This window comes from Paludibacterium paludis, from assembly GCF_018802605.1.
GTDB classification, from domain to species: Bacteria; Pseudomonadota; Gammaproteobacteria; order Burkholderiales; family Chromobacteriaceae; genus Paludibacterium; species Paludibacterium paludis.
In genome coordinates this window covers 1,585,492-1,611,012 of the sequence record NZ_CP069161.1, presented here as the reverse complement: position 1 = coordinate 1,611,012, position 25,521 = coordinate 1,585,492, and the positions used below count along the sequence as shown (strand labels likewise).

14 protein-coding genes and 1 tRNA gene are annotated in these 25,521 nt (G+C 63.1%); 4 read left to right on the top strand and 11 right to left on the bottom strand.

Translation table 11 applies throughout. The features are described 5' to 3' along the window. Positions 1 to 5: 5 nt before the first annotated feature. From JNO50_RS07280 to JNO50_RS07250, 7 genes are all read right to left on the bottom strand, one after another. Positions 6 to 863 carry a hypothetical protein gene (locus JNO50_RS07280; protein WP_189535556.1) on the bottom strand — a complete coding sequence of 286 codons (858 nt, stop codon included), beginning with the start codon at positions 861 to 863 and terminating at the stop codon, positions 6 to 8. Between the two features lie 17 nt (positions 864 to 880). Further along, positions 881 to 2,110 (bottom strand): tyrosinase family protein, encoded by a 1,230-nt coding sequence (locus JNO50_RS07275; protein WP_189535554.1) that lies wholly within the window; start codon positions 2,108 to 2,110, stop codon positions 881 to 883. A 492-nt stretch (positions 2,111 to 2,602) separates the two neighbouring features. Beyond that, on the bottom strand, positions 2,603 to 3,106 hold the full coding sequence (locus tag JNO50_RS07270; RefSeq protein WP_189535551.1) for a cupin domain-containing protein: 504 nt from the start codon (positions 3,104 to 3,106) through the stop codon (positions 2,603 to 2,605). A gap of 888 nt (positions 3,107 to 3,994) precedes the next feature. Then, on the bottom strand, positions 3,995 to 4,165 hold the full coding sequence (locus tag JNO50_RS07265) for a hypothetical protein (RefSeq protein WP_189535550.1): 171 nt from the start codon (positions 4,163 to 4,165) through the stop codon (positions 3,995 to 3,997). 328 nt (positions 4,166 to 4,493) lie between these two features. Next, entirely contained in the window at positions 4,494 to 9,764 is a 5,271-nt protein-coding gene (locus tag JNO50_RS07260) for a TcdA/TcdB catalytic glycosyltransferase domain-containing protein (protein WP_189535548.1), read from the bottom strand. A 163-nt stretch (positions 9,765 to 9,927) separates the two neighbouring features. Continuing rightward, positions 9,928 to 11,349, bottom strand: coding sequence for an HlyD family type I secretion periplasmic adaptor subunit (locus JNO50_RS07255; protein ID WP_189535546.1), 1,422 nt, complete (start codon positions 11,347 to 11,349; stop codon positions 9,928 to 9,930). Positions 11,350 to 11,352: 3 nt separating this feature from the next. Then, complete coding sequence (locus JNO50_RS07250) at positions 11,353 to 13,479, bottom strand: type I secretion system permease/ATPase (protein WP_189535543.1); 2,127 nt, start codon at positions 13,477 to 13,479, stop codon at positions 11,353 to 11,355. A 310-nt stretch (positions 13,480 to 13,789) separates the two neighbouring features. Between JNO50_RS07250 and JNO50_RS07245 the strand changes: the two genes are divergently transcribed. Continuing rightward, positions 13,790 to 15,784: a bifunctional 2',3'-cyclic-nucleotide 2'-phosphodiesterase/3'-nucleotidase gene (locus JNO50_RS07245; RefSeq protein WP_215796516.1), complete on the top strand. Its 1,995-nt coding sequence runs from the start codon at positions 13,790 to 13,792 to the stop codon at positions 15,782 to 15,784. Between the two features lie 65 nt (positions 15,785 to 15,849). After that, on the top strand, positions 15,850 to 16,578 hold the full coding sequence (locus JNO50_RS07240; RefSeq protein WP_189535541.1) for a tetratricopeptide repeat protein: 729 nt from the start codon (positions 15,850 to 15,852) through the stop codon (positions 16,576 to 16,578). Position 16,579: 1 nt separating this feature from the next. Here the strand turns inward: JNO50_RS07240 and JNO50_RS07235 are convergent, their stop codons facing one another. Both JNO50_RS07235 and JNO50_RS07230 read right to left on the bottom strand, forming a co-directional pair. Next, on the bottom strand, positions 16,580 to 18,454 hold the full coding sequence (locus tag JNO50_RS07235) for a B12-binding domain-containing radical SAM protein (protein ID WP_189535630.1): 1,875 nt from the start codon (positions 18,452 to 18,454) through the stop codon (positions 16,580 to 16,582). Between the two features lie 188 nt (positions 18,455 to 18,642). Next, entirely contained in the window at positions 18,643 to 19,431 is a 789-nt protein-coding gene (locus tag JNO50_RS07230) for an endonuclease (RefSeq protein WP_189535539.1), read from the bottom strand. Between the two features lie 120 nt (positions 19,432 to 19,551). Between JNO50_RS07230 and JNO50_RS07225 the strand changes: the two genes are divergently transcribed. After that, positions 19,552 to 19,636, top strand: a tRNA-Tyr gene (locus JNO50_RS07225). 121 nt (positions 19,637 to 19,757) lie between these two features. Here JNO50_RS07225 and acnA read toward each other — a convergent pair. Beyond that, complete coding sequence (acnA, locus tag JNO50_RS07220; protein ID WP_189535537.1) at positions 19,758 to 22,463, bottom strand: aconitate hydratase AcnA; 2,706 nt, start codon at positions 22,461 to 22,463, stop codon at positions 19,758 to 19,760. 137 nt (positions 22,464 to 22,600) lie between these two features. Between acnA and fumC the strand changes: the two genes are divergently transcribed. Next, positions 22,601 to 23,986, top strand: coding sequence for a class II fumarate hydratase (fumC, locus tag JNO50_RS07215; RefSeq protein WP_189535535.1), 1,386 nt, complete (start codon positions 22,601 to 22,603; stop codon positions 23,984 to 23,986). A gap of 76 nt (positions 23,987 to 24,062) precedes the next feature. On the opposite strand, the gene tldD is transcribed toward fumC, so the two are convergent. Then, on the bottom strand, positions 24,063 to 25,508 hold the full coding sequence (gene tldD / locus JNO50_RS07210) for a metalloprotease TldD (RefSeq protein ID WP_189535533.1): 1,446 nt from the start codon (positions 25,506 to 25,508) through the stop codon (positions 24,063 to 24,065). Between the last annotated feature and the right edge of the window lie 13 nt (positions 25,509 to 25,521).

The following is a 25,521-nucleotide window of genomic DNA, read 5'->3' as shown; positions in this document are numbered from 1 at the left end:
TCCCGTCAGCGCCGGTATTTGCCGAGAAACTGCCGGGCGCAGGCCTTCAGATCCTCGGAATCGGTCATGTCGTGCAAATGGCCGACGCACTGGTGCAGGTCCTCGTCCTGCTCCAGCGACGCCGCATCGCCAAAATGGGCGATGGCCGTCAGGCTCGTCGCCTTGAGCTCGTCGCTCTCCCCATTGTCGAGCACGATGGCGCGCGCCCGCGCCTGCAAGACCGAGGGCGCCACGCCATGCAAGGCCGTGGCGCTCAGGCGCCGCAAATCGTCGGACTCGCTCTTGTCGTCCAGAATGCGTTCGAATTCCCCGGTTGAACCGGCATCGCCGGCCAACAGGCGCAACGCCTCGCATCTCACGGCGGGGTCCGTCGAGGACTGCAGGAGTTGGCGGGCGACCGGATAGGCCTCGGCATGCACGTCGTAGCTGAGCAATTGCAGGGCTTTTTCAGGGGGAAGCAGGGCTTTGGCCGGATCGTTGAGACCGTCCAGCAGCAGGGTCTGCGCCACGGCGTCCTGCTCCCGGGCCAGGGCGCCCAGCGCCCGCTGGCGCAACTCCGGGTCCGCGTCGGTCGCGACCGAGCGCAAGGACTGCAGGTATTCCGGGCGCACCGGCGCGAAACGCGCGGTCTGGAAACTCGCCGCCTGGACAGTACTGAACAGCGCCAGGCGCAGGGCGGCGGGCTCTGTGCCGTCGCACAGCAGTGCAAGCGCGGCCCTCAGCAGGTCCGGATCCTTGCCGACCGCGTTGGCCAGCCGCCCGAGCGCCGCCACGCGCTCGCCTTCGCTCAATCCCGCGTCGGCGACAGCGGCCCAGCCGGCCGGAGCGCCGGCGGCACGTTCTTCATCGGAAGTGGGGGTCATGATTACCTCGCGATCATCTAGGCGTAAGGAACGTCGTCATAGCCGAATCCCAGCCTGGCCTCGGCGCGCACCCGGCCCAGATAGTCCAGACAGTCCCTGACTCTGGGCGCGGGCCCCGGGGCGGCGGCGCAGACCGATGCCGCCATCGGTCCGCCAGGGGCGGTCGGCGGGCGGGGAGAACCGGTGACCCCGTTCCATGGCCACATGGTGTCCTCCAGGTTGTGGCCGACCGGATTACCGGCGGGCAACTGGCTGTCGAAGGCGTCGGCCTGCGCCGGATCGAAACGGCCGTTGACCTTCTGCCACTTGGCCCACAAGCGGTCCACATTGGCGTGCAGCAGAAAAAACAGCGGATCCTTGGCCGCGGTCGGAATACTGGAGATCGAACCGCCGAAACTGACATGGGCGCTGCCGTGCGGATCCCCTTCCAGCTCGCGGAACGCCGCGAAGGCCGAGCCAAACGCCAGCGTCGCGTTTTCATCGTTCTGCACGTTCGCCGCCTGATTCGCGACATTGAACAAGGGACGCCGCTTGATGCCCGGCACACCGTCGGTCACCCAGAATTGCAAGGGATTGGACGCGGAAAACCGCACCGTGCCGAGCGTGTCGGACTCCCCCAGAAAATCTTTCGTGAACAGGGCGGCGGCGGGTTGGTCGAAGCGCCAGTAAGGCAGAGCGACGCTGGCATCGATCAGTTGCAGCTGACGCTCCAGATCCAGCAGATAGGCGCGGTGCCATGGTAAAAACCCCGGCGCGCCATGCGCCTGGGGAGAGCTGACCTGGGTGTGCATGTCCCGAAAGTCCTTGAACAGCCCATGCCCCTTGTCATTGAGCTTGGCGAGCGCGGCGATGAAGCGGTTGCGCTCGCCGGCGGTGAGCTTCGTCGCGTCTTTGCGGATTCGCACCATCACCGGCATGGTGGCCAGTACCGATCCATGGCGCGTGATCACCAGGGTGACATCGTGATCGGCGGCGCTCGGGTGACCGAATTCGCCCGCGGCGAAGAACGTCACCGGATCTCCGTTGGCCGGCAAGGAGAGGTTCAGGGCTTTGGCTGGCGAGGCGGTTTTGGCGGCGAACAGCACCAATTGCCCGCCTCCCGCCCTCGTCCGGCTCGCGACCACGATGTCCACCGGACCTTTGCTGGCCGGAGAATTGACCAGCCGTACCTTGCACGGCGAGGGCGCCCAGCCGAGATAGCGTGCCCGCGTATCGGCGCTGTCATTGATCAGCAATTCGATCTTCATGGGCTCTCCTCCTTCTTTTACGCAAGGCACCATTCGATTCAGGTAGTAGATTCCTTTATGAGAGTTGTCAAACACATTCACAAATAGCACAGCGAGCCGCGCCGTCCTGTCGGGAGGAGAATTTTTCCCGATACCCCGTGCCGGGAAAATCGCCGGCAAAGCCCGCCGTTTTTTGTACAGCGGGGGCCAAGAGCACCTTCATCCCGGGGGCCGGCGGCGTGCGGGCAGCCACAACGACGCAATTGGCATCGCCACGGGGCAATGGCATCCCGCGGCAAGCGTGCGCCACCAACCGCGCCACAGCGCCTTGCCCGCCGCTGGAACACAAAAAATGCCCGTCGGCGATCCGCCTTTCACGCACAGTCCCCCGGAACAGGGCGAACAACGGAACGACGAACCAGTTCCATGCCCCGGGCATTTCATGCATGAAAAACAACGACCGGCATCGCGAACGCAATGCCGGTCGTCATTGAACCTCGGGGGCAAGCGTAATCACGGTTCGTCCTGCCAGTAATCGAGCGAAGCCGAAGTCTTCTGGATGGCGCCGAACCAGGACCCATCCGCCCGGGACATGGCCGCGAAATACTTGCCCGAATCGGGGTACTCGCAGATTTCCGGAGAATCCTGGGTGCTGACGGACAGATAGGTCATGGACGTGTGGGAGGTATTGATCAACTGATGGGGATACTCCGGGCCGGGAGGAATGAAAATGACATTGTCTTCCCGGACCGGCAGCATTTCACCCGCCACTCGCAATGTCCCCTCGCCGCTCAGGATGACAAACATCTCTTCCTGCGCATGATGAAAGTGATACGGGCATGCCCGCTTGCCGGGCGGAACGGTATCGACCGAGGCTCCGAGCTTGCAGGCGGCCGTGCCCCGCCCGAGCCGGCAGCATAAGGTTTCATACAACGGGTCTCGCACCTCCCGTTCCAGATTCGCATCGCGATAATTACGGATCAGCTTGTCGACAAGCTCTCTGGCGCGCTCGGACATGGGAACACTCCTTTCCCCGTGAAGACAAATGAGAATCTCAAAGCCGGAATCCTTGGCGGTGCCCCTCTAAGTATATGTCTCTCGCATCACGACTGACGATGAATCGAACCACCGGGACGGCGGCTTCGCCAAACGGCCGAAGACCCGCCAGGCCAGCCCGGCTGCGGGGAGCGCCCTCCAGCGCCGCGTCATGAAACCGCCGGTTCACGAGCCTGTTCCATGTAATACGTCGAATGCGGTATCGATAGGAAAACCCTTCGCCATTTCATGCCGGGTGCGTAAGCCATGTAATGCCGGTGCACGCCGGTGTGCGCCAGCCCGACTCGTTACGCGGCTCCCGTTTCGCGGCAAAAAATGAAATGAGACGGAGCCGCGCGGGTATCCCGGTCACCCGGCCGGTTTTCATGCCATCAACAAGACTGGCGATGATGCCAACGCCACCTTGCGCTTGGCGCTCCGGTGCCGCGCCGCCAGGTTCAGCAAAGAAAAACGCATGATGCCGGAACAAAACCGCGCTTCGCGATTTCGGCTTCCGGCGGGCCTTCCGGTACGGTGCGCACGGGTTTTCCACGGCACAGCGGGCGATGCCCGGCCATGGACCTGCCATGCCAATGGATTCAATACAGGGATTCACCACGAGTCAGGGCATGTCTGACACGACAGGCCGTAAAAAGGATCATATCGTCCGGCGTAGCGATTATTACCGTCACGCATGTTCTCTGGCACATTCCGAAACGTTTTACGCCATCAAGATTAAATGACAAAAAAATCAGACGCCCATGACGCCACGCCTCGCGGGCTCATGCTTCCCGCCCTGCCGGACGCACGAAAAGAAAAACCGGACCACGCGGGTCCGGTTTGGAAAAAAGCGTCGCCTGACGGAGACAGTCAGATCAGTTGTCCCCGGGAGGCCATTTTGCGACAGGCCGCCAGCAGGGGTTCCAGCACCCGGCGGGAAGCCGGAGTGGCATCCCTGAGCGCTCCGTCCCTGTCATGGCGAAGTTGCTTTTCGTTCAGCAAATACACCAGAAGACCGGTTCTCATGAATTCTACGCGCATATTTCCTCCTCCGGACGCGCGGGTCCGCGAGCCAAGGGCCACAGGCCATCGACCGCCAGGTCGAATGGGAGTGACCGGTAAGAAATGAAACGGTAGGGAAGATCGGCCGAATCGGCCCGATGATGCCGCTACCCTTGTCAGGCAAGGGCAGCGACCAGAAAAAAGAAATCCGCGATGTCCTTGCCTTTATTCGCCGATACAAGATCGACGACTGGAATCACCGTCCACGAAGGGACTCTCCATCTGATAAAGACTTGATTATTTTACGTGAAAGACATCGAACTGTCCATGCGCTCCCGGTTCGTCAGAGCCCCGGGAGCGCATGATCCTAGCCGGCGGCCAGGGTGACGGACGGGTCGCGCGTCATACCGGAACCCGCCGACAGGGCGGCGCCCGGCGAGGTCCGGTGATTGGCGTCCTGGATCAGCTTTTGCACCTTGCCCGCGAGGGGGGCGTCGGCGGCCAGACGCGGCGCCTCGGCCGTCCGCCGCCACAACGCGTCCCGGTCCAGCGACAGGGTGTGGCCGCCCGACACCAGGCGCAGGTCCAGATTGCGGGCCTGCTCGTCGGCGAAGTAGCCGAACACCACCAGGTTCGATGCTTTCCCACCCGCTGCGCCGTGGCTCAGACGCAGGTCGTCACCCAACCGGTCAAGCTTCAGATCCTCCCCGTTCACGCGACCCTCCCGGCTCCAGCGTACCGTATCGCGCGCGCGGTCTCCCGCTCGGTTGTTGAGGTAGTAGTCGCCCTGATGAACGCCGATTTCATAGGTATCCGCCCCCTCGCCCCCCACCATCAGGGTGTCGGCGTGTCCGGCCACCAGCGTATCGGCGCCGCCCCGGCCGATCAGCACGTTCTGGCGCGCCTCGCGGCTGCGCAGCTCTGTGCCGCCCTCGCCGGCGATCTGTGTGTAGCTGCTCACTTTTTTCGTGGTGTCGTCCACCTTCCAGTGCAATTCGGCCCCTTTTTCGTCGATCAGGCACAGTCCATTGGGCTTGCCGCGATGAATGATCGTGCGCTCGGTGGGGCCGGACAGGCCCGTGAGCCGGGAGGAGATCCGCATCGACTCGCCCTGTGTCGATACGGTCACATCCCGCAGGGAACCCGTCGGCAGCACCACGGCGCTTGGCTTGTGCTCGTCGCCCGCGCCGGTTTCCACCGTGACATCGCCCTTGCCCGCGCCGATCACGAACAGATCCTTGCCGCCCCGGCCCTGAAGCACGTCCGCCCCTTCGCCGGCATGCAGCACGTCATCCGCGCCGGTTCCCGCCACCTTGTCGCCCTCCAGCGAACCACCGCCCAGCAGGCGGTAACGCCGGTCCAGCACCAGGGGGCCCAATCCGCCGCGCGCGATGCTTCCGGCGGCCAGGTCCAGCGTCACGCCGCCGGCCTCGGCGGCGTACTCCTTGTCCGCCTCTTTCAGATAGCTCGCCGCGAAGGTCAATCCCCGATGCGCGCCATCGCGGGCGATGACGGACGGAAACTCCGGCGCCAGCAGCAAACCGTCGCGCGTGATGAACTGGAAATGGTTGCCGTTGAACACGCTACCCCTGGACGTCGGACGGTACACATCCTTGACGACCAGTTTGCCGCCGCCCTTCGCGCTCACCACCAGATCCTTCCCGTCGATATCCCAGGAGGCGATATCACGAATGCCCAGGTTCTCCAGATGAACCACACTGCTTTCCAGCGTTTCGCCCGTCACAGTGTAGCGGTCCTGAATCGTCACTTCGTCACCAGGGTTGAGGGAAACCCGGTAGGTATCGATGCCGGCGCCGCCATCGGCAAAGGCATGGCCGGTCAGGCGAATCACGTCGGCGCCACCGCGCCCGTACACCTTGTCGCGCGACTTGCCGGCCAGATGATTGGAGTCATCGCTGCCGTGCAATTCATTCGCGCTGGCGGAGGCGGCGCCGCCATGCTGAATATGCTCGATCCCGCTGACCGTGCCGACGCCTTGCCGCGCGCCATCCGGCCGGAGCAGGTCGATCGAGCCACTCTTCAAATCAATGCGGTAACCGGCAAAAACGTTTTCATCGAAACGGGTATCCAGAATCAACGTATCACTGCCGCCACCCCCTTCCAGTTGGTAGCGATACGAGCCCATCCGGCCGGCAAGCTGCCTGTACGCTTCCGCCGTGGCGAACCGGCCTCCATGGCTGTCGCCAAGCGACGGCATGGCGCTCAACCGGAAAATATCGTCCTTCTCCCCGCCGAAAATCGCTTTGCTGCCGCTGCCGAGCCGGAAATGGTTCTGACGGTCCCGCACTCCGGCGATCGTGTCGTTGCCATCGCCAAAGTCGAACATCACCATTCCCTTGTTGGCATTGCCGGGCGACGCGCGGCGCATTTCGTTATCGTAATGGGTCACGCAGTTCAATTTCGCGGAACCGTTTTTGCGGGCCGCCTCGAGATTCATCGCGCTGAACTGCCCGGTCCCCTTGACCTTGTCCAGACCTTCGGAGAAATCCAGCGTGTCGTCCGTCGCCTGGACGTACACTTCGGCGTGATCATGGGTCGATCGGGTTTCCTCGCCGATGTAGATACGGCTGTGGAGATCCCGGGTTTCCTCGAGCAAGTGCAGATGCAAATGTTCCGACACGTCAATCGAATGAGGCTCGTTGCACCGGAAGGGCCGATTCAGCCTGTCGGCCGCGAGCCGGTACTGGTGCTCGTCGGTCACCTCTCGCTCCATCCATTTCGGATGCGCGGCATCGTCCAGATACGTGCGCGACACGATCGACGGCCGGGCATACACGGCGTCGTCGATGCCCTTGTTCTCCGCCTCGGCCGCCAGCGACAAAAAGCCGGCTTTCAATTGCCGTTCCATCGCTTCCTGCCAATTGCCGGCCCGCACCGCATCCGCCACCTCGGTGGTCGGCGCCATGCCGAAAAAGCCGCGTACCCCTTCGCGGAAACGCTCCCAGCCGGACAGTGCGACGTATTTCTCGATCTCCTCGACCTGCCGTACAGCGCTGTAAACCTGTGAGATGGTAATGAGCCCCACTCCGGCGGCGAGCCCCACCGGGCCGAGCACGGCCGCCACCTTGGCGCTCAACAGCGCCCCGACCCCCAGCGCGACCGTGGTGGTGACCGACGCCACCGCCATCAGGCCGCTGAACACCGCGTCCTGCCGCGCTTTGCCTTCCAGATTGCCGACATTGCGGGCATTGGTGTAGACATTGTAAAAATCGAAGGGCAAGGTGAACACGGAGGCGATCAGCCCGGCCCCTTTGGAGAGGGCGCGGCCGACTCCGCCCAGCGTCGAGGATGAGCGGCCCACCGAACGCTGGATGAAGCGGCCGAGGCTGACGAGTCCGCGCTCCGCCACTTCGGATACGCCCTCGGCGGCCAGGTTGCCCATGTCGATATACGCCGCGACATTGTCTCCGCGGGCCAGATTGCCCTTGATGGATGTCAGGGAGCGGTAGAGCCCGTAAAGACGCATGCCGGTTTGACCCGATGACAGGAACTTCGAGCCCGGCGAGACACGGGACACCACATCATCGGAGGTCAAGTGCGGCCCTTGCGGCGTAGTCGACCCGTTCACCCCGTCCGAGACATCAAGACCGCTCGAAACACGGGTGATATCGCTGGTCGCGGCATCGCCGGATGCCGAGCCGCTACGGGATCGCCCCTCGTCGACGGAGCGTTGCCCGCCACTATCCGATTCAATGCCGGAGTCGCCGGACTGTTTTCTCGCATCTGCGGGCTTTCCGCCATCGATGAGAGAATGGCGGCCATTTTCAGGCGATGTTACCGGTTTCGTACTGACGTTGCCAAGCTCCTCGACCCGCGTGGTCCAAGTACTTTTCTTTTCCTCTTCGGTATCGCTATTAAAGTGCTCCATGCGATAACTATCCTGCGTCAAATCCGCCTTCTTCCCCCGGAGTTCTTTTTCGTAGCTGAAAATCGCGCTTTCAAGAGCCCCCGGTCCACTGACGGAAACCGTAGCCAGACTGTCGCTATCCATGCCATCCCGTCGATACGTCAGGATCTTGTAAACGCGACCATGTTCTTCCATGTGAGAGACAAAATAATTATCGGCAAGCGCTTTGGTCGTGACGTCCCCCATCCAGTCAAAGCGCGTCGCAGGCTTAGCCGCTCCCACCCTTCTCAAAAACGCATAATTATCGGCAAAAACCTCCTTGATCTTCGCAATAAAAGGAGCGCCTTGCTCTGCCGCCAGGCTGGAATTGCAGTAGTTTTTCGCTATTTTTCCTACCGCAAAACCAGATGGGTTAATACTCACCTCATTCAGTTTGACAAACAACTGGTCAAACGTCTTTCCCCGGACAGCAGATTGCATTGCATCCACAAGCGCATGCTGTCCATCGTTACGAAGTTTTTGTATATAGTCAGTGTATGTGCCCTTCAACTTCTCGCGACCGGAAAAATCTCCGGATTTGGCTAGTTCGTTCAGAACAACCTGTGTCTTGGCACTATTCAAAACTCGCGGGTTAACACCCGATGTCAGCGATTTATCGATCGAAGAATATACGCCATCATTAATAACCGGCAAAAGATCGGCGTCAAAATACACCCCACCTTTTTTGTCTAGCACATGAATACGGAAAATATCGGATGCGGCCGCTGCATTGCCACGAAGACTCAATTCTTGGTAGTACGCATCACGCAATGCAGGAGATAATGTCGGCAATAGTTCTTCAGCCGAGGCAAATTTGACATTGGCGACTCCGTTTGTATTCGCTCCACTGTTTGAGGCAATGCTCTTGAACGAATCAAGATTCCCCTGGCGCGTCGTCTCCAATGCGGCACGGTCTTTTCCGAGCTCCCCGGCCATGAAGTCGATTGCCGCGGCATCGAATGTGATCGCCGCGCCTTCCGCCATGCGCCGTTTCACGTACTCGTGGGCCTGGTTCTGGAGCGCCATGATTCTGATCGTTTTGTTTTGATCCTCACTCCCCCCATATTCCGTAACATACGAAGCCGCTTCAGCCCTGGCAAAAATGGCCTTTTTCAGTTCAATGGCCATCACTGCGTTCGGGTCGAACCAAACTGTCGCCTCGTAGCCGGGATTTACCTTGCCCCACATGGCAATGTACTCTTTCTGCACATCGCCCAACTTCCCGAACCATACAAAATGCAGATTCTTCGGGACAGTCACCTGCAAGCCACTCATTTTTGCAGATGCCGTATTCCGGATTCGTTGATGAAGTACATCGCCCCCCCCTTGACCAACGGAACTGACCAGGTCTTGCAGGTACAAGTACTCGGCCATGCCTCCCTTCTCTTTTGCCAGCCGGTATGAATCGCTTGAAATCAGATCCTCATCGGACAGAGCATTGATCTTGGCCACTCGCGCCTCGACGACTTGACGAAACTCATCAATCAACTTGTCTTTTTTCGCATTGGCAGCTTTGGAAGCCGCCGCGCCATTCTTTCTATCTGAGATTGCCTTTTCAATTTTTTTTAGCGCGTCATATTCACAAACACGTCCTTTCTCATGCGCCTCGCGATAGAAAGAAATCGCCGAAGCAAGTTCTTTATCTTTCTTACCGTTAAGTTTTTCAAGCAACTCAGCCGTGTAGTCATGCACGGCTTTATTCGCGACTTCATTGGCTTTTTTTTTACTCATTCAGACACCTATCGTTTAACACACACAAAACATGTACCGCACAAATGAATGCATCCGTCGCAACACCCCGGCAAGGCATTGAGCAAGCTGTTGTTCATGAGATGGACTTCATGCGCGGATAGCGCATAAAGCCGTGCCTCCGCCCCACGGGGCTATCCGGACGTTAACGCTCCCGGAAACTCTCGCTGGCGTACTCCTGTAACGGACCGAGGAAATAACTGATCACCCGCCGGGTGCCGGTTCTGATTTCGGCGCTCACTGTCATGCCGGGCGTCAGCTTCACCGGTTTGCCGTCGATCACCAGCCTGTCGCGCTTCAGACGGATGCGCGCCGTGAATCCCCAGCCGCGGCTCTCGTCGCGCACCGCGTCGCTGGACACGCTCTCGACGGTGCCTTCGAGGTAGCCGTAACGGGTATAGGGAAAACTGTCGACCTTGACGACAACGCTTTGGCCCGGCCGCACGAACCCGATGTCCTGGTTGTCGATCCAGGTTTCGGCCTCCAGCGCGTCGCCGTCCGGCACGATGGCCATCAGGGGCTGGGCTTCCGTCACAACGCCGCCCACCGTATGGATCGCCAGTTGCTGCACCGTGCCGGCAACGGGTGACACCAGCCGCATCCGGCTTTGCTGAGCGCCGGTTTTCCGGATTTCTTCCTGCAGTTGCGCGATGCGTTCGTTCGCCTGCCGCAGCTGATCGAGCGCATCCTTGCGGAACTCCGCGCGCAGCGACGCCAGTTCCTGACGCTGACTCGCCAGCGTTGCCCGCACTTCTTTCACCCGGCTTTGCTGCACGGCGATCTCGCTTTGCAGCTCGGCGTGCTGTTGCTGCTTCTCCAGATAGGCATGACGCGATACGAAATTTTTCGCCAACAGATCCCGGTAATCCTTTTCCCGCTCTTGCGCCATGAGGGCGCTGCCTTGCAGCTTGCGGATCTGCTGCTGCAAAGTCGCCAGTTCCGCCTCGCGCTGGGCGAGCACGGCGGACAGCGCGTCGCGGCGCGACTGGTAGGCCCGCCATTGCCCTTCGGCGAGCGAGACTTCGGCGGCGAGCCGCGACGGCTCCACCCCGTCAACGGCGGCCAGCCTGGGCGATGTCCCCGAGTCGGCGGCGCGCAGCAAACCTTCAAAACGCGACGCATCGAGGTACGCCGTGCGCAGCGCATCACCGGTCTTGCGGTGATCGGCGTCGGCCCCCACCGCATCGAGTTCGAGCAGGAGTTCGCCCGCCGCGACATGCTGCCCGTCGCGGACCTTGATGGCGCTGACCACGGCGCCCTGGGCGGGCTGGATCATTTTGGTGCGGCCGCCCGATACAATCCGCCCGGTGGACACGGCCACGATATCCATGCGCCCGACAGCGGCCCACGCCACGGTCAGCACCGCGATCAGGATCAGGAGGCGAATCGTCCACATGGGCAGGGGCGATACGGGAGTCTCGATCAGCTCCAGGTGAGCGGGCAGGAACTCCCTTTCATCGTTGGCCCGCCGGACGGGTTCGAATTGCGCGCGATGACGCCACGCCGTGACGAACACCTCCCCGTAACGACGGCAGAGCGCCGCCAGCGCCTCTAAACCGATTTTCATGGCTTATCCTTTTTGCAGACTGTGCAAATGGGCGTAATACCCGTCAGGCTTGGCGAGCAGCTCGTCATGACGTCCGTCCTCGACGATCCGCCCCCGGTCCATGGCGATGATCCGGTCCACCCAGCGCACCGTGGAAAGACGGTGGGCAATGATCAGTACGGTGCGTCCCCGGCAAATGGAGCGCATGTTCTGCATGACGGCATGCTCGGATTCGTAATCCAGCGCGCTGGTCGCTTCATCGAGCACCAGAATGCGCGGATCGCCGAGCAGCGCCCGGGCGATGGCGATACGCTGGCGCTGCCCGCCGGACAAGGACGCGCCATGCTCCCCGACCACGGTGTCGTAGCCCTGCGGCAATGCCAGAATGAAGTCGTGGGCGCCGGCCAGCGTCGCGGCCTGAATGACCGACTCCAGCGGCATGCCCGGGTCGGCCAGCGCGATGTTTTCCCGGACGGTCCGGTTGAACAGCAGGTTTTCCTGCAGCACCACCCCGATCTGGCGACGCAGCCAGGCCGGATCGGCGAGGGCCAGATCCGCGCCGTCGATCAGCACCCGGCCGCTTTCCGGCACGTAAAGACGCTGAACCAGGCGCGTCAGGGTGCTTTTGCCCGAGCCGGAGCGGCCGACAATGCCGACCACGGAGCCGGCCTCGATGTCGAGGCTGAACGACTTGAGGATGTCCGGCCCGTCGGGGCGGTAGCGGAATGTCACATCGTCAAGCGTGATGCGCCCGTCGATCGGGGGCAGCGCCACGCGGCTCGCCGGCGCTTCGGTTTTGGCGTTGAGAATGTCGCCCAGACGCGCCACACCGATACCCACCTGCTGAAAATCCTGCCAAAGCTGAGCCAAGCGCATGACAGGCGCCGCCACATGCCCGGCCAGCATATTGAAGGCGATCAGTTGCCCAACCGTCAGCTTGCCCCCGGCCACCAGATGCACGCCGATCCAGATGATCGCGATACCGACCAGCTTCTGGATCAGCTGGACACCGTTCTGCCCGATGTTGGCCAGTTTGGTGACGCGGAACGCGGCCGACACATAGGCGGCCAACTGTGTATCCCAGCGCCGGGTCATCACCGGTTCCACCGCCATGGACTTGATGGTGCCGATGCCGCCGACCGCCTCCACGAGAAACGACTGGTTGTCGGCGCCGCGGGCGAACATCGCGTCGAGCCGCCGGCGCAGTACCGGAGAAATCGCCGCCGACCAGACGGCATAGCAGGGAATCGACGCCAGAACAACGAGAGTCAAGCGGCCGCTGTAACGCCACATCACGATCAGGAACACAAAGGAAAACAGCAGATCGATCACGCTGGTCAACGCCTGGCCGGTGAGAAAATGCCGGATGTTTTCCAACTCGCGAACCCGCGTCACCGTATCGCCGACGCGGCGCGACTCGAAGTACGACAGCGGCAATCCCAACAGATGGCGGAACAGGCGCGCGCCAAGTTCCACATCGATGCGTGTCGTGCTGTGGGACAGCACATAGCTGCGCAATGCGGACAGCGTGACTTCGAACAGCGTGACCGCGACCAGCGCGACGGCGATCACGTCCAGCGTGGTGAAACTGCGGTGCACCAGCACCTTGTCCATCACCACCTGGAAAAACATCGGCGTGATCAGGGCGAACCCCTGCAGCACCAGGGAGACGGCAAGAACCTCGAGCAGCGGGCGGCGGTATTTGATGATCGCGGGAATGAACCAGGTGAAATCGAAATGCGCGGCGCTGCCCAGCAAGGAGGCGCGCGACGCGACCACCAGAAGCCGGCCTTCGTAGCGGGCGGCGAATTCCTCATCGGGAAGCAGGACGCTCCGCCCCGTGTCGGGGTCCATGATCAGAACCGCCCCGTCGTCCTTGCGGATCACGATGAAATGCCCGCCTGTCGCGCTCAGCGCCAGCGCCGGCAAGGCGGCGTGTTCGAGCCGGTCCGCCGTTTTCGTCACCACACGGGCCTTGAGCCCCAGGGCGCGGGCAGCCCTGAGCAGATCCGGTTCGGACAGGGCGCGGCCGGACGCGGAAAACTCATGCGCCAATTGCGCGGCATCGGCAGCGATACCGTGGTACTGGGCAAGCAGCACCAGGGCGCTCAGCCCCGGATCGGAGGGAGCGCAAGAATAATTTGAAGCCATAACACATTTACTTGTAAATATTTTTTACAAGTAGAGTCTAGTGATGGCCACAGCAACTGCTCAATAGCAAAATGCGATTGGAAGACAACTTTAGATAAAAACCTACAAACAGCTGACACGAGGCGCTGCGGAACATTCCGTCGTCATCGGCAAGGTGTTGCTTCCGTCTTCAAGGAAAACGCACCGTTACAACAGGAATCATCCGTCATTAAAAATTCATTTCACCTCAAGCAATGCACAACGGAGGCGCTTTAGAATTGCCTTCGGGCAATGTGAATGCCCGAAAAAACAAGAAAGGCAAGAAATGTTTGTGAGAAACGCAATTCTGATGGGGATGGCAGGCATCGCCCTGGCCGGCTGCTCGAGCACCAACACCGGCAGTTCCGTTCCGGAAGGCACCACGGTCGACATCGCGCTGCTGGAGACAACCGATATTCACCAGAACATCCTGAGTTACGACTACTACAAACTGGCCGCCAATTCAACGTTCGGCCTGGAACGCACCGCCACGCTGATCAATCAGGCCCGCGCCCAGTACAAGAACACTCTGCTGCTCGATGACGGCGACCTGATCCAGGGCACCGCGCTGGGCGACTATCAGGCGGTGATCAATCCGGTCAAATGTTCGGATACCCTGGCGGTTCACAAGGTGATGAACTACCTGAAATACGACGCCGGCACCATCGGCAACCACGAATTCAACTATGGCCTGCCCTTCCTCTCCCAGGTCACCAACACCCATTTCCGGCTTCCGGGCATCGCGGCCCCGGCGCGCTGCGGATCGCCGGCTTTCCCGCAGGTTTTGGCGAACGTCGCCAATCTTCAGGACAAAAAACCGATTTTCCAGCCGTATACCCTGCTGGACCGCACCTACACCGCAACGGGGCCGGACGGCAAGACCATGCCCGTCGCCCTGAAAATCGGCGTCATCGGCTTTACGCCGCCGACCATCATGGACTGGGACAAGAAAAATCTGGACGGCAAGGTTTACACCAACGGACTGGTCGAAACGGCCAACACCTACGTTCCGGAGATGCGTGGCAAGGGCGCCAATCTGGTCGTGGCGCTCTCCCACGGCGGGCTTGATCCGTCGGCCTACAGCCCGACCATGGAAAACGGCAGCTGGCACCTGACCAAAACAGGCATCGACGCGATGATGATCGGCCACTCCCACGACGTATTCCCCAACCCCGGCGTGGCGAGCTCGCAGTTCAACAACATGACCGGCGTCGACAACACCAAAGGCCTCGTCAACGGCGTGCCGACGGTGATGGCCGGCAACTGGGGCAACCGGCTCGGCATCATCCGCCTGACGCTCACATACACGGGCGGCAAGTGGGTGGTCCAGAACGACAAGTCCGCGGTGGAAACCCGCTCGATCAAGAACGCCGACGGCACCTTCGTCGCGCCGGATCCGGCCGTGGCGCAAATGGTGGCGGCCGAACACCAGGGCACCATCGATTACGTCAAGACCCCGATCGGCAACACCGATTTCAATATGAACACCTACTTCGCGCTTCTTGGCGATGTGAGCGCCATGCAGATCGTCAACATGGCCCAGCAGGATTATGTGCAGAAGTACATTCAGACCAACTTGCCGCAATACGCATCGATTCCGGTGCTGTCGGTGACCGCGCCGTTCAAGGCCGGCCGCAATGGCGCCAGCGACTACACCGCCGTGGCCCAGGGCGCGATCGCCATCAATAACGCGGCCGATCTCTACCTGTACCCGAATACCGTGCAGGCCGTGAAAGTCACCGGAGCCGATCTGAAGAACTGGCTGGAGCGCTCGGCCGAGATGTTCAACACCATCAATCCGGCCAGCACCGCGCCACAGGACCTGCTCAACCCCAACTTCCAGGTGTTCAACTTCGATGTGCTGTACGGCGATATCCAGTACCAGATCGATGTCACCCGGCCGGTGGGCAGCCGCATCGTCAACCTGACATACAAGGGTTCGGCGATCGATCCGAGCAAGCCGTTCATCGTGGCGACCAACAACTACCGCGCCAGCGGTGGCGGCAACTTCCCGGGCATCGACGGCACCAAGACCATCATCCAGGCGCCCGACGCCAACCGCGATGTGCTGATCAGCTATATCAAGACCAACGGCACGCTCACCCGCGCCCAGTACGGCGCCACCCGTTCGTGGAGTTTCGTCAGAGTGAGCACGGCGGGGCCGGTCCGCTTCAAGAGCGCGGCCAACCAGCTCGCGGCGGCGACGCAGGCCGGCATCCAGGGGGTGACCCAGGGCGCCGACAACAATGACGGAACGTGGACCTACCTGATCGACCTGAATCAGTAAATTCCGGTAGCAACCGGCCCTCCGCCCCTCACGGCGGGGGGCGCTTCAGCATGGATCGACCCGCAATGAATCCCGCTTTATCCGCTCTGATCGCGACAGCGGCGCTGATACTCGCCGCTTGCGCAAAAACCCCCGCTCAGGCCGACATCGACGACGCACGCCACCGCGCTCAATACGCTCGCGACAGCATGGCCTGGCAGCATCTGAAGACATGGGCGGCCGACGGCAATCCCGCCGCCGAACGGGCGCTGGCCGACGCGCTCGCCTCGCTGGACACGTCCGACGCCTGGCGTCGGGCCCGGCCATGGTATGAACGCGCCGCAGGGCACGGCGACGGAGTGTCGGCGTTCCGGCTGGCCCGTTTGTACGCCAAGGGATCTGGGGTCGCGCCGGACAGGGAGCGCTCGCGCGCCTGGCTACTGGCCGCGGCGAAACTCAAGCACCCCGATGCCGCCTGCCTGCTCGGCCTGCATGCCAAGAATCCGTCCTCAGGCAAGCCCGATTACGCCGGCGCCAACCGCTGGTTCGCCCAGGCGGCCGAACAGGGCAGCGCCGAGGCGATGTTCCAGCTGGGCATCAGTTATCAGGAAGGGCTGGGGGTGGACAGGGATATCGCCCGGGCCAGGAGCTGGTACGAGAAAGCGGCGGGCCTGGAAATGCCCGCGGCGCTGCAGACCCTCGCCATGGCCTATCGAACCGGCGATCTGGGACTACCCAGGAACGACGCCAGGTCCGACGAACTCTTCGCGCAGGCCGCACACGCGGTGCGCGACTTCCAGTCGGCGCTGTTCTGACTCAATCGCGCCGCGACAGCGCGCGCTCGATGAAGTGGCGCGGCACACGGGTGCGCGGAACCCGCACCGAGAACCAGCGCCGCACATCCTCGTCCAGGCCAATGCCGTGCATGTAGTTATACAGCGCCTTGTTGAGCGCCTCGCCCAGCAGGTCGTGGTCGACGCCGGTCGGGTCGATGAAGCCCACATCATTCTTGGCGAATGTGACAGGCGGCAGGGGCTCGAGCGTGACGCCGAATTCCTCGGGATGCTGACCGACCGGCGAATGCACGGTACAGGCGAAACGATGGAAAAACCCCGACTGAATGCAGTTGGCGTCAAAAAGCTGCCTTACGTACTCCAGTGCGTCCACGGTATCGTGCACCGTCTGGGTCGGGAATCCATACATCAGGTAGGCATGGACGAGAATGCCCGCCTCGGTGAAGGCATGGGTGACACGCGCCACCTGATCCACCGACACACCCTTCTTCATCAGTTTGAGCAGCCGGTCGGACGCCACTTCGAGCCCTCCCGATACCGCGATGCAGCCACTTTGCGCGAGCAGGCGGCACACGTCGGGGCTGAACGACTTCTCGAAACGGATGTTGCCCCACCAGGAAATCGCCACATTGCGGCGCAGCAGCTCCTCGGCCAGCGCCTTGAGCATTTTCGGGGGGGCGGCCTCGTCCACGAAATGAAAGCCGGTCTGGCCGGTTTCGGCGATGATCGCCTCGATGCGGTCAACCAACAGCTCGGCGGATGCCGTTTCGTAGCGGGAAATGTAATCGAGCGACACATCGCAGAAGGTGCATTTCTTCCAGTAGCAGCCGTGCGCGATCGTCAGCTTGTTCCAGCGCCCGTCCGACCACAGCCGGTGCATCGGATTGAGCATGTCCAGCAGCGACAGGTAACGGTCGAGCGGCAGGCCGTCCCAGGTCGGCGTGCCCACCTCGGCGAACGGCACATCCGGCTCGGGCCAGTCGATGCGCCGCACCCTGCCCTCGTCGCGCACATAGGTGCGCACCAGCCGGTCTTTCGCGCGCCGGCCCGCCAGGTGCTCCATCAGCGCCAGGAGCGGCCGCTCGCCATCGTCCAGCGTCACGTAGTCGAAATAATCGAATACCCGCGGTTCCGCCAGTTCGCGAAGCTCGGTATTGACGTAACCGCCGCCGAGCACCGTCACGGTCTCCGGATAGCGTGCCTTGATGCTCTGCGCGATGCGGAAAGCGGCGTACACCGCGCCCGGAAACGGCACGGAGAGCAGCACCATGTGAGGCCGGTGCCGTTCCATGACGTCGAGCGTCAGCGAATGCAAAAGGCCGTCCACCAGATTGTGCGGTTCGGCGAGCGCCCGGGCCAGCGGTTCGAACGTCGGCTGGCTCAGCGCCAGCGATTCCGCGTAGCGCACAAACTCGAAGCGCGCGTCCACCGCGTCGCGCAGCACATCGGAGATGTCGTTGAGGTAAAGGGTCGCCAGATGGCGCGCCCGGTCGTGCACGCCCAGCGCGCCGAACGCCCACGCCAGGGGGTCGCCGCCGTATGGATCATCCGGGTCGATGTACACGTCCAGCGAGGAAAACCGCTGTCCCTCGGGCAAGAACGCCCGGCTGGCGATACGATGCGCCACGGTCGAGTCCCGGCCCTGCAAGAAGGCGACCGCGGGTCCGATGGTCGCAAGATACCGGTCCAGCCCGGCGACGAAGGCCTTGACCTGCCCGGAACGTTTTTTCGGGGGGATGGCGTCGATCTCGTCCGCCACAGCGCGCAGACCCTCTTTCGAGAACAGCGCCAGCACCAGAGCCAGCGCCAGATCCTCCTGGCGCGCATCCACCCCCCGCGAACGCAGGAAGCCGGTCAGATAGGCGGTCGAAGGGTATGGGGTGTTCAACTGCGTCATCGGCGGGATGATCGACAGGACGCGAACGTCGGACGGGGAAGCGGGCAGCGCGGTCAAGGGAAACAATACTCCGGTCAGTGAAACAGGCCCGGCATGGCACGAAAAACGCCATCAATCACTTGATTTCATGGCGTTTCCCGCGAGGCTTGCCAGCCGGCAAGCGATGATACGGCAAGCGGCGCGGCTTGTCAGCCGCCCTGGCAGACCCTGGCGAGGGCGGATGGGTCGGACACCAGCGGATTGCCTTCCCCTTGAAGGGCCACGATGCGGCGGTCGCGTTCGCGCTCCCAATCGTCGACCGGGAACTGGCGCGCCCACGCGCACATCAGTTGGCGATCCTGACGGCTCATCGAAAGGCTCCAGCGCTGATGCATGTACAGGGTGATGCGCGCGGCGCGACCGCGCACCGCTTCGCGCGGCTGCACGCGGCGCGCCTTGAAATCGACCACCGTGGAGCACTGGCCGTACTGCCGGACGGGTTCGCGCGTCCACTGGCTGTACGGAAAATTGCCGCGGTCGCCATTGACCTCGCCAATCGACGGTACGAGATTCACCAGATCGCCTTCCATGGCGGCGAAAAGAGGATCCGAGTCGGTGCAGGCCTTGCGTCCGCCGTTCTGCCAGCACTGGCGCTGGTGCCCCAGCACCCAGGCCGGCACCACGTGTTCCCACTCCAGCCGCGACGCGCGTTCGGCGTTTTTGCGCGGCGCATAGCCGCAGGACGCCAGATCCATGGTTTTGCCGCTGTAGCGGCAACCGCAGTAGAAGTCCTCTTCCAGACCGCGGAACACCTCCGGCAACACTTTCTTGGCATTGACGAAGTCACGGTGTCCCACCCCGCGCTTGCCGGCGACCAGCGCGACACGGGCGGGTTCGGCGGCCGGCCGCGCGGCGGCACGGGCGGGTTCGCCGGACTTGTCCTGGCAAGATGAAAGAATCAGACACGATAACAGGAGGATGAAAAACCGGTTCAGCATGGAAAAGGATGAGCGTCTCGGAAAAGGCTGATACCTTAACCGCGCCACGCCGGACCTGCAAGAAAAACTGCCGCGCCCTATTGACCCCTAGTCCGTCCCCCGTTATTATTCGGCCTCTCTGGAGGGATTCCCGAGCGGTCAAAGGGATCAGACTGTAAATCTGACGGCTCAGCCTTCGAAGGTTCGAATCCTTCTCCCTCCACCAGACACGCGCAAACAGGCGGCGAACCGGGTTACGGTTCACCGCCTGTTTGCTTTTACGCTTCGCTCTGCCCTCGAAAAAACACCGATTTCCTCAAAGCGGACGACACCGCCGCTCGCACGGGTCACTCGCCCCCCTTCAGCAGCCCCCTAAGCACATAGGGCAGGATGCCGCCGTGACGGTAATACTCCACTTCCACCGGCGTATCGATACGCAACAGCAGCGGGCACTCCGTCACCTTGCCGGCAGCGCGCCGGATACGCAACGTGACGGTCTGACCCGGGGCGATGCCGCTGTCCAGGCCGATGAGATCGAAGAGCTCGTCCCCGGCGATACCGAGACGGTCGGCGGAATCCTCGCCGGTGAACTGCAGCGGCAGCACGCCCATCCCGACCAGGTTCGAGCGATGGATGCGCTCGAAACTGCGGGCGATCACCGCGCGTACGCCCAAGAGGCGCGTGCCCTTGGCCGCCCAGTCGCGGCTCGAACCGGTGCCGTACTCTTCGCCGGCGAACACCAGCGTCGGCGTGCCGGCGTCACGATAAGCCATCGCGGCATCGAAGATGAAGCGGCGCTCGCCCCCTGGCTGCATCAGTGTCAGCCCCCCCTCCACGGGCTTGCCCTCCTCGTCCGGCGGCAGCATGCGGTTGCGGATACGCACATTGGCGAAGGTGCCGCGCATCATGATGTCGTGATTGCCGCGCCGAGAGCCGTAACTGTTGAACTCATCCTGTCCCACGCCCGCCGCGCGCAAAAAATCGCCGGCCGGCGACGCGCTCTTGATCGAACCTGCCGGGCTGATATGGTCTGTGGTGACAGAATCCCCGAAAATCGCCAGCGCCCTGGCGCCGAGCACCGGCTCGGGCGTTGCCGGCTCGAGCGCGAAATCCTCGAAGAAAGGCGGCCTGGCGATATAGGTCGACGGATTCCAGCCGTATGTCTCCCCGGCCGGCGATTCGATGCCGTCCCACAAGGGATTGCCGCGGGCGAACGATTCGTAAAGCCGCCGGTACGTGTCGGCGTCCGACGCGCCGCGCAGCGCCTCGCCGACTTCCTCCTGACTTGGCCAGATATCGCGCAGGAACACCGGCTCACCTTCGGCGTCATGACCGAGCGGCTCCATTGTCATGTCGATGTCGGCCCGTCCGGCCAGCGCGAAGGCCACCACCAGGGGCGGACTCATCAGGAAGTTGGCCTTGATGGCCGGATGGATGCGCGCCTCGAAATTACGGTTGCCCGACAGCACCGAACAGGTCACCAGATCGTGATCGGCCACCACACGCTCGATATCCGCGTTCAGGGGGCCGGCATTGCCGATACAGGTCGTGCACCCGTAGGCCGCCACGCCGAAACCGAGCGCCTCGAGGGGTTCCAGCAAGCCGGAGCGCGTCAGGTAATCCGTCACCACGCGCGAGCCGGGCGCAAGCGATGTCTTGATATGCGGAGCCACACGCAGACCGCGCGCCACGGCCTTTTTCGCGAGCAGACCGGCCGCCAGCATCACCCCGGGATTGGAGGTGTTGGTGCATGAAGTGATGGCGGCGATCAACACATCGCCATGACCCAGCGTCGTGTCCGGTGTCAGGGCGTGGCGCGCGTGCGCGTCCTTCGCCTTGCCATAGCCCCCCTGGGCCGCGTCCGCGGCGAGCAGCCGCGCCAAGTCGGTTTTCAGTTCCGGCAGGGGAATCCGGTCTTGCGGACGGCGCGGTCCGGCGACGCTGGATACGACACCCGACAGATCGAGCGTCAGCACCTCGCTGTAATCGATCTGCCCGGCCACGGGCATGCCGAACATCGCCTGGGCCTGGAAATACGCGCGAAAGCGCTCGACCTCGCCGGCGCTGCGTCCGGTGGCGGCAAGGTAGGCGGCGGTTTCCTCGTCCGGCGGAAAAAACCCCATGGTCGCGCCGTACTCGGGCGCCATGTTGGCGATGGTGGCGCGGTCCGGCAGCGACAGCGAGGCCGCCCCCTCCCCGAAAAACTCGACGAACTTGCCGACAACCCGGGCCTTGCGCAGCATTTCGGTCAGCGTCAACACAAGGTCGGTGGCCGTGACGCCCTCGCGCAGCCGGCCCGCCAGATGCACCCCGACCACATCCGGCGTCAGGATGTACACCGGCTGGCCCAACATGCCCGCCTCCGCCTCGATGCCGCCGACGCCCCACCCCACCACGCCCAGCGCATTGATCATCGTGGTGTGCGAATCGGTGCCGACGAGGGTATCGGGGAACACCGCTCCGTCTCGTTCGATCACGCCCCGGGCCAGGTATTCCAGGTTCACCTGGTGCACGATGCCGACACCCGGCGGAATCACCCGGAAGGTATCGAACGCCTGCATGCCCCATTTGATGAAGCGGTAACGCTCGGCATTGCGCCGGAACTCCAGGCGCATGTTCAGATCCAGGGCGTCCCGTTCGCGGAAGTGATCGATCTGCACCGAGTGGTCGACCACCAGATCGACCGGCACGAGCGGCTCCACCAGGCGCGGAGGACGGCCGAAACGACCGGCCGCATCGCGCATCGCCGCCAGATCGCACAACAGCGGCACGCCGGTGAAATCCTGCAGCACGATGCGCGCCACCACAAAAGGAATTTCCTCGCTGCGCGGCGCATCGGGCCGCCAGTTCGCCAGCGCGCGGACATGATCATCCGTGATCCGGATACCGTCCCGGTTGCGCAACAGCGATTCCAGTACGATGCGCAGCGATACAGGCAGGCGCGACACCCTGCCAAAGCCGGCGCGCTCCAGGGCGGGAAGGGAAAAGAAATGGGCGGAAGGCCCGAAAGGCTGCCGAAGATCGTCCGGCAGATCATGCGGTTCGAGGGTCATGCGAGGTACCTCCCCAAGGTGCGATGCTCAGGACAGGCCGGCGGCGATAGTGCCCCCGGTCATGGAAGGTCTACACTGTAGCGAGACTCACTTTCCGTCAAAACGTTCATTTTATTTTACTCATCAAGGGCATGACCATGAACACTACCAACAGAATCGAGCAGGACTCGTTGGGCGAGGTCGAGGTTCCCACCGCCGCGCTGTGGGGCGCCCAGACACAGCGCTCGTTGATGAATTTCCAGATTTCCACCGAGCGCATGCCCGACGCGCTCATTCTGGCGCTGGTCCGCATCAAGGGCATCGCCGCGCGCGTCAACGCGGGACTCGACCGTCTCGATCCGGTTCGCGCCGACGCGATCGCCAGCGCCGCCGGGGCCATCCTCGCCGGCGAGCACCGCGACGCGTTCCCCTTGTCGGTGTGGCAAACCGGATCCGGCACCCAGACCAATATGAACGTCAACGAAGTGCTGGCCAATCTCGCATCGCGCCATCTTGACGACGGCGCGGCGCAAACCCGGCGCGTGCACCCCAACGACCATGTGAATCTGGGCCAGTCGTCGAACGACATGTTCCCCACCGCCATGCACGTTGCCGCGGCGCTCGCGCTGTCGCACGACCTCCTGCCCGCGCTCGGCTCGCTGCGGGACGCGCTGCAGTGCAAGGCCATCGCCTTTGCCGGCATCGTCAAGATCGGGCGCACCCACCTGCAGGACGCCACACCCCTGACACTCGGGCAGGAGATTTCCGGATGGGTCGCCCAGCTCGATCACGCCCGGCGCGTCATCGTCGGCAGTCTTGACGGCGTGCTCGAACTGGCGGCGGGTGGGACCGCCGTCGGCACGGGATTGAACACCCATCCGGAGTTCGGCCCGCGCGTGGCGCACGAGCTGGCCGCCGAAACCGGCCTGCCGTTCCGGCGCGCGGGCAATTTCTTCGCGGCCCTCGCGGCGCACGACGCGCTGGTCGCCTGCCACGCGGGGCTGAAGACCCTGGCGGTCGCCCTGATGAAAATCGCCAACGACATCCGCTGGCTGGCGTCCGGCCCGCGCTCGGGCATCGGCGAGTTGACACTCCCGGAAAACGAACCGGGCAGTTCCATCATGCCCGGCAAGGTCAATCCCACCCAATGCGAGGCGCTCATCATGGTGTGCTGCCAGGTGATGGGCAACGACGTGGCGATCACCGTGGGCGGCGCGTCGGGCAACTTCGAACTGAACGTCTGCAAACCCCTGATCATTCACAATCTCATGCAGAGCATCCGCTTGCTCGGCGATGCCATGAAAGGATTCGAGACGCACTGCGTGAGCGGCATGGAGCCTGATCTGCGGCGTATCGGCGAACTGGTCGGCCATTCGCTGATGCTGGTGACCGCCCTGAGCCCGCATATCGGCTACGACAAGGCGGCGCGGATCGCCAAGCAGGCGCACCACCAGCGTATTTCGCTGCGCGAAGCGGCGCTGGAATCGGGCTATGTCACGGCGGAGGAATTCGACAGCTGGGTGCGGCCGGAAAGGATGGTGTGACCGGCGCCGTCACGCCGGCCAAAGGAAAAGAAACGGGGCGCGGGGAGCCTCCGGACGGCTCCCCGTTGCCGGCGGATCAGGCGCCCGTGCCGCCGACCGTCAGGCCGCCGTCGATGCGCATCGTCGGCTGACCGACGCCCACCGGCACGCTCTGGCCTTCCTTGCCGCACACGCCGATGCCGCTGTCGAGCGCCATGTCGCTGCCGATCATCGACACGTGGTTCAGCACTTCCGGTCCGTTGCCGATCAGGGTCGCGCCCTTGACCGGGTAGGTCAGCTTGCCGTTCTCGATGCGCCAGGCTTCGGAAGCCGAGAAAACGAAGCGTCCGCTGGTGATGTCGACCTGGCCCCCGCCGAAGTTGACCGCGTAAAGGCCGTCCTTGACCGAGGCGATGATTTCCGCCGGATCGTGCTGTCCGGCGAGCATGTAGGTGTTGGTCATGCGCGGCATCGGAATGTGGGCGTACGATTCGCGCCGGCCGTTGCCGGTCGGCGCGGCGTTCATCAGCCGCGCGTTCATCGCGTCCTGCATATAGCCCTTGAGGATGCCGTCCTCGATGAGCACGGTGCGCTGGGTCAGGTTGCCCTCGTCGTCGATGGACAGCGATCCACGCCGGTCGGCCAGGGTGCCGTCGTCGACCACCGTGACGCCCGGCGCGGCGACCCGCTGGCCGATCATTCCGGAAAACGCGCTGGTGCCCTTGCGGTTGAAGTCGCCTTCCAGGCCATGCCCCACCGCCTCGTGCAGCAGCACGCCCGGCCATCCGGGCGCCAGCACCACGGTCATCTGGCCGGCCGGCGCGGGGCGCGAATCCAGATTGACGAGCGCCTGATCGACGGCTTCGCGCACGTGGCGCTCCACCAGCGCATCGTCGAAGCGGGTCAGGTCGTAGCGCCCGCCGACGCCGCTGCCGCCCTGCTCGCGGCGGCCATTCTGCTCTGCGATGACATACACCGACAGGCGCACCAGGGGGCGCACATCGGCGACCCGCACGCCGTCATGGCGGGCGATGAACACCACGTCGTATTCGGAACTCAGCCCGGCCATCACCTGGATGACACGCGGATCCATCGCCCGGGCGAGGCGCTCCACTTTCTCCAGCAGCGCCACCTTGGCGGCGGCATCGAGACTCGCGCACGGATCGATCGCCGGATAGAGGCGGTCAAAGCCGTGCCGGCTGCCCGGCATGCCCACCGAGCCCGCGCCGCCCTGGCGGCCGATGGCGCGCACGGCGGTCGCGGTGCGCGTCAGCGCTTCAAGACTGATATCGTCCGAGTAGGCGAACGCGGTCTTGTCGCCGGACACGGCGCGCACGCCGACCCCCTGGTCGATGCTGAAACTGCCGGACTTGACGATGCCCTCCTCCAGACTCCAGGCCTCGTGACAGGTGTGCTGGAAGTACAGATCGGCATAATCGACATCATGACGGGTGATCAGCGACAGGGTCGTTTCAAGCGATCCCTCGTCCAGCCCGAACGGTTTGAGCAGCAGGGACTCGGCGGTGGTAAACACATCTTCCATGGCGGATTCTTTC

What these genes read in the sequence shown, in the direction of transcription:
- JNO50_RS07230 (WP_189535539.1), bottom strand. Translation starts at nt 19,431, where the DNA reads ATGCTGAACCGGTTTTTCATCCTCCTGTTATCGTGTCTGATTCTTTCA.
- JNO50_RS07250 (WP_189535543.1), bottom strand. Translation starts at nt 13,479, where the DNA reads ATGGCTTCAAATTATTCTTGCGCTCCCTCCGATCCGGGGCTGAGCGCC.
- JNO50_RS07260 (WP_189535548.1), bottom strand. Translation starts at nt 9,764, where the DNA reads ATGAGTAAAAAAAAAGCCAATGAAGTCGCGAATAAAGCCGTGCATGAC.
- JNO50_RS07265 (WP_189535550.1), bottom strand. Translation starts at nt 4,165, where the DNA reads ATGCGCGTAGAATTCATGAGAACCGGTCTTCTGGTGTATTTGCTGAAC.
- JNO50_RS07275 (WP_189535554.1), bottom strand. Translation starts at nt 2,110, where the DNA reads ATGAAGATCGAATTGCTGATCAATGACAGCGCCGATACGCGGGCACGC.
- tldD (WP_189535533.1), bottom strand. Translation starts at nt 25,508, where the DNA reads ATGGAAGATGTGTTTACCACCGCCGAGTCCCTGCTGCTCAAACCGTTC.
- JNO50_RS07280 (WP_189535556.1), bottom strand. Translation starts at nt 863, where the DNA reads ATGACCCCCACTTCCGATGAAGAACGTGCCGCCGGCGCTCCGGCCGGC.
- JNO50_RS07235 (WP_189535630.1), bottom strand. Translation starts at nt 18,454, where the DNA reads ATGACGCAGTTGAACACCCCATACCCTTCGACCGCCTATCTGACCGGC.
- JNO50_RS07255 (WP_189535546.1), bottom strand. Translation starts at nt 11,349, where the DNA reads ATGAAAATCGGTTTAGAGGCGCTGGCGGCGCTCTGCCGTCGTTACGGG.
- JNO50_RS07270 (WP_189535551.1), bottom strand. Translation starts at nt 3,106, where the DNA reads ATGTCCGAGCGCGCCAGAGAGCTTGTCGACAAGCTGATCCGTAATTAT.
- acnA (WP_189535537.1), bottom strand. Translation starts at nt 22,463, where the DNA reads ATGACCCTCGAACCGCATGATCTGCCGGACGATCTTCGGCAGCCTTTC.
- JNO50_RS07240 (WP_189535541.1), top strand. Translation starts at nt 15,850, where the DNA reads ATGAATCCCGCTTTATCCGCTCTGATCGCGACAGCGGCGCTGATACTC.
- fumC (WP_189535535.1), top strand. Translation starts at nt 22,601, where the DNA reads ATGAACACTACCAACAGAATCGAGCAGGACTCGTTGGGCGAGGTCGAG.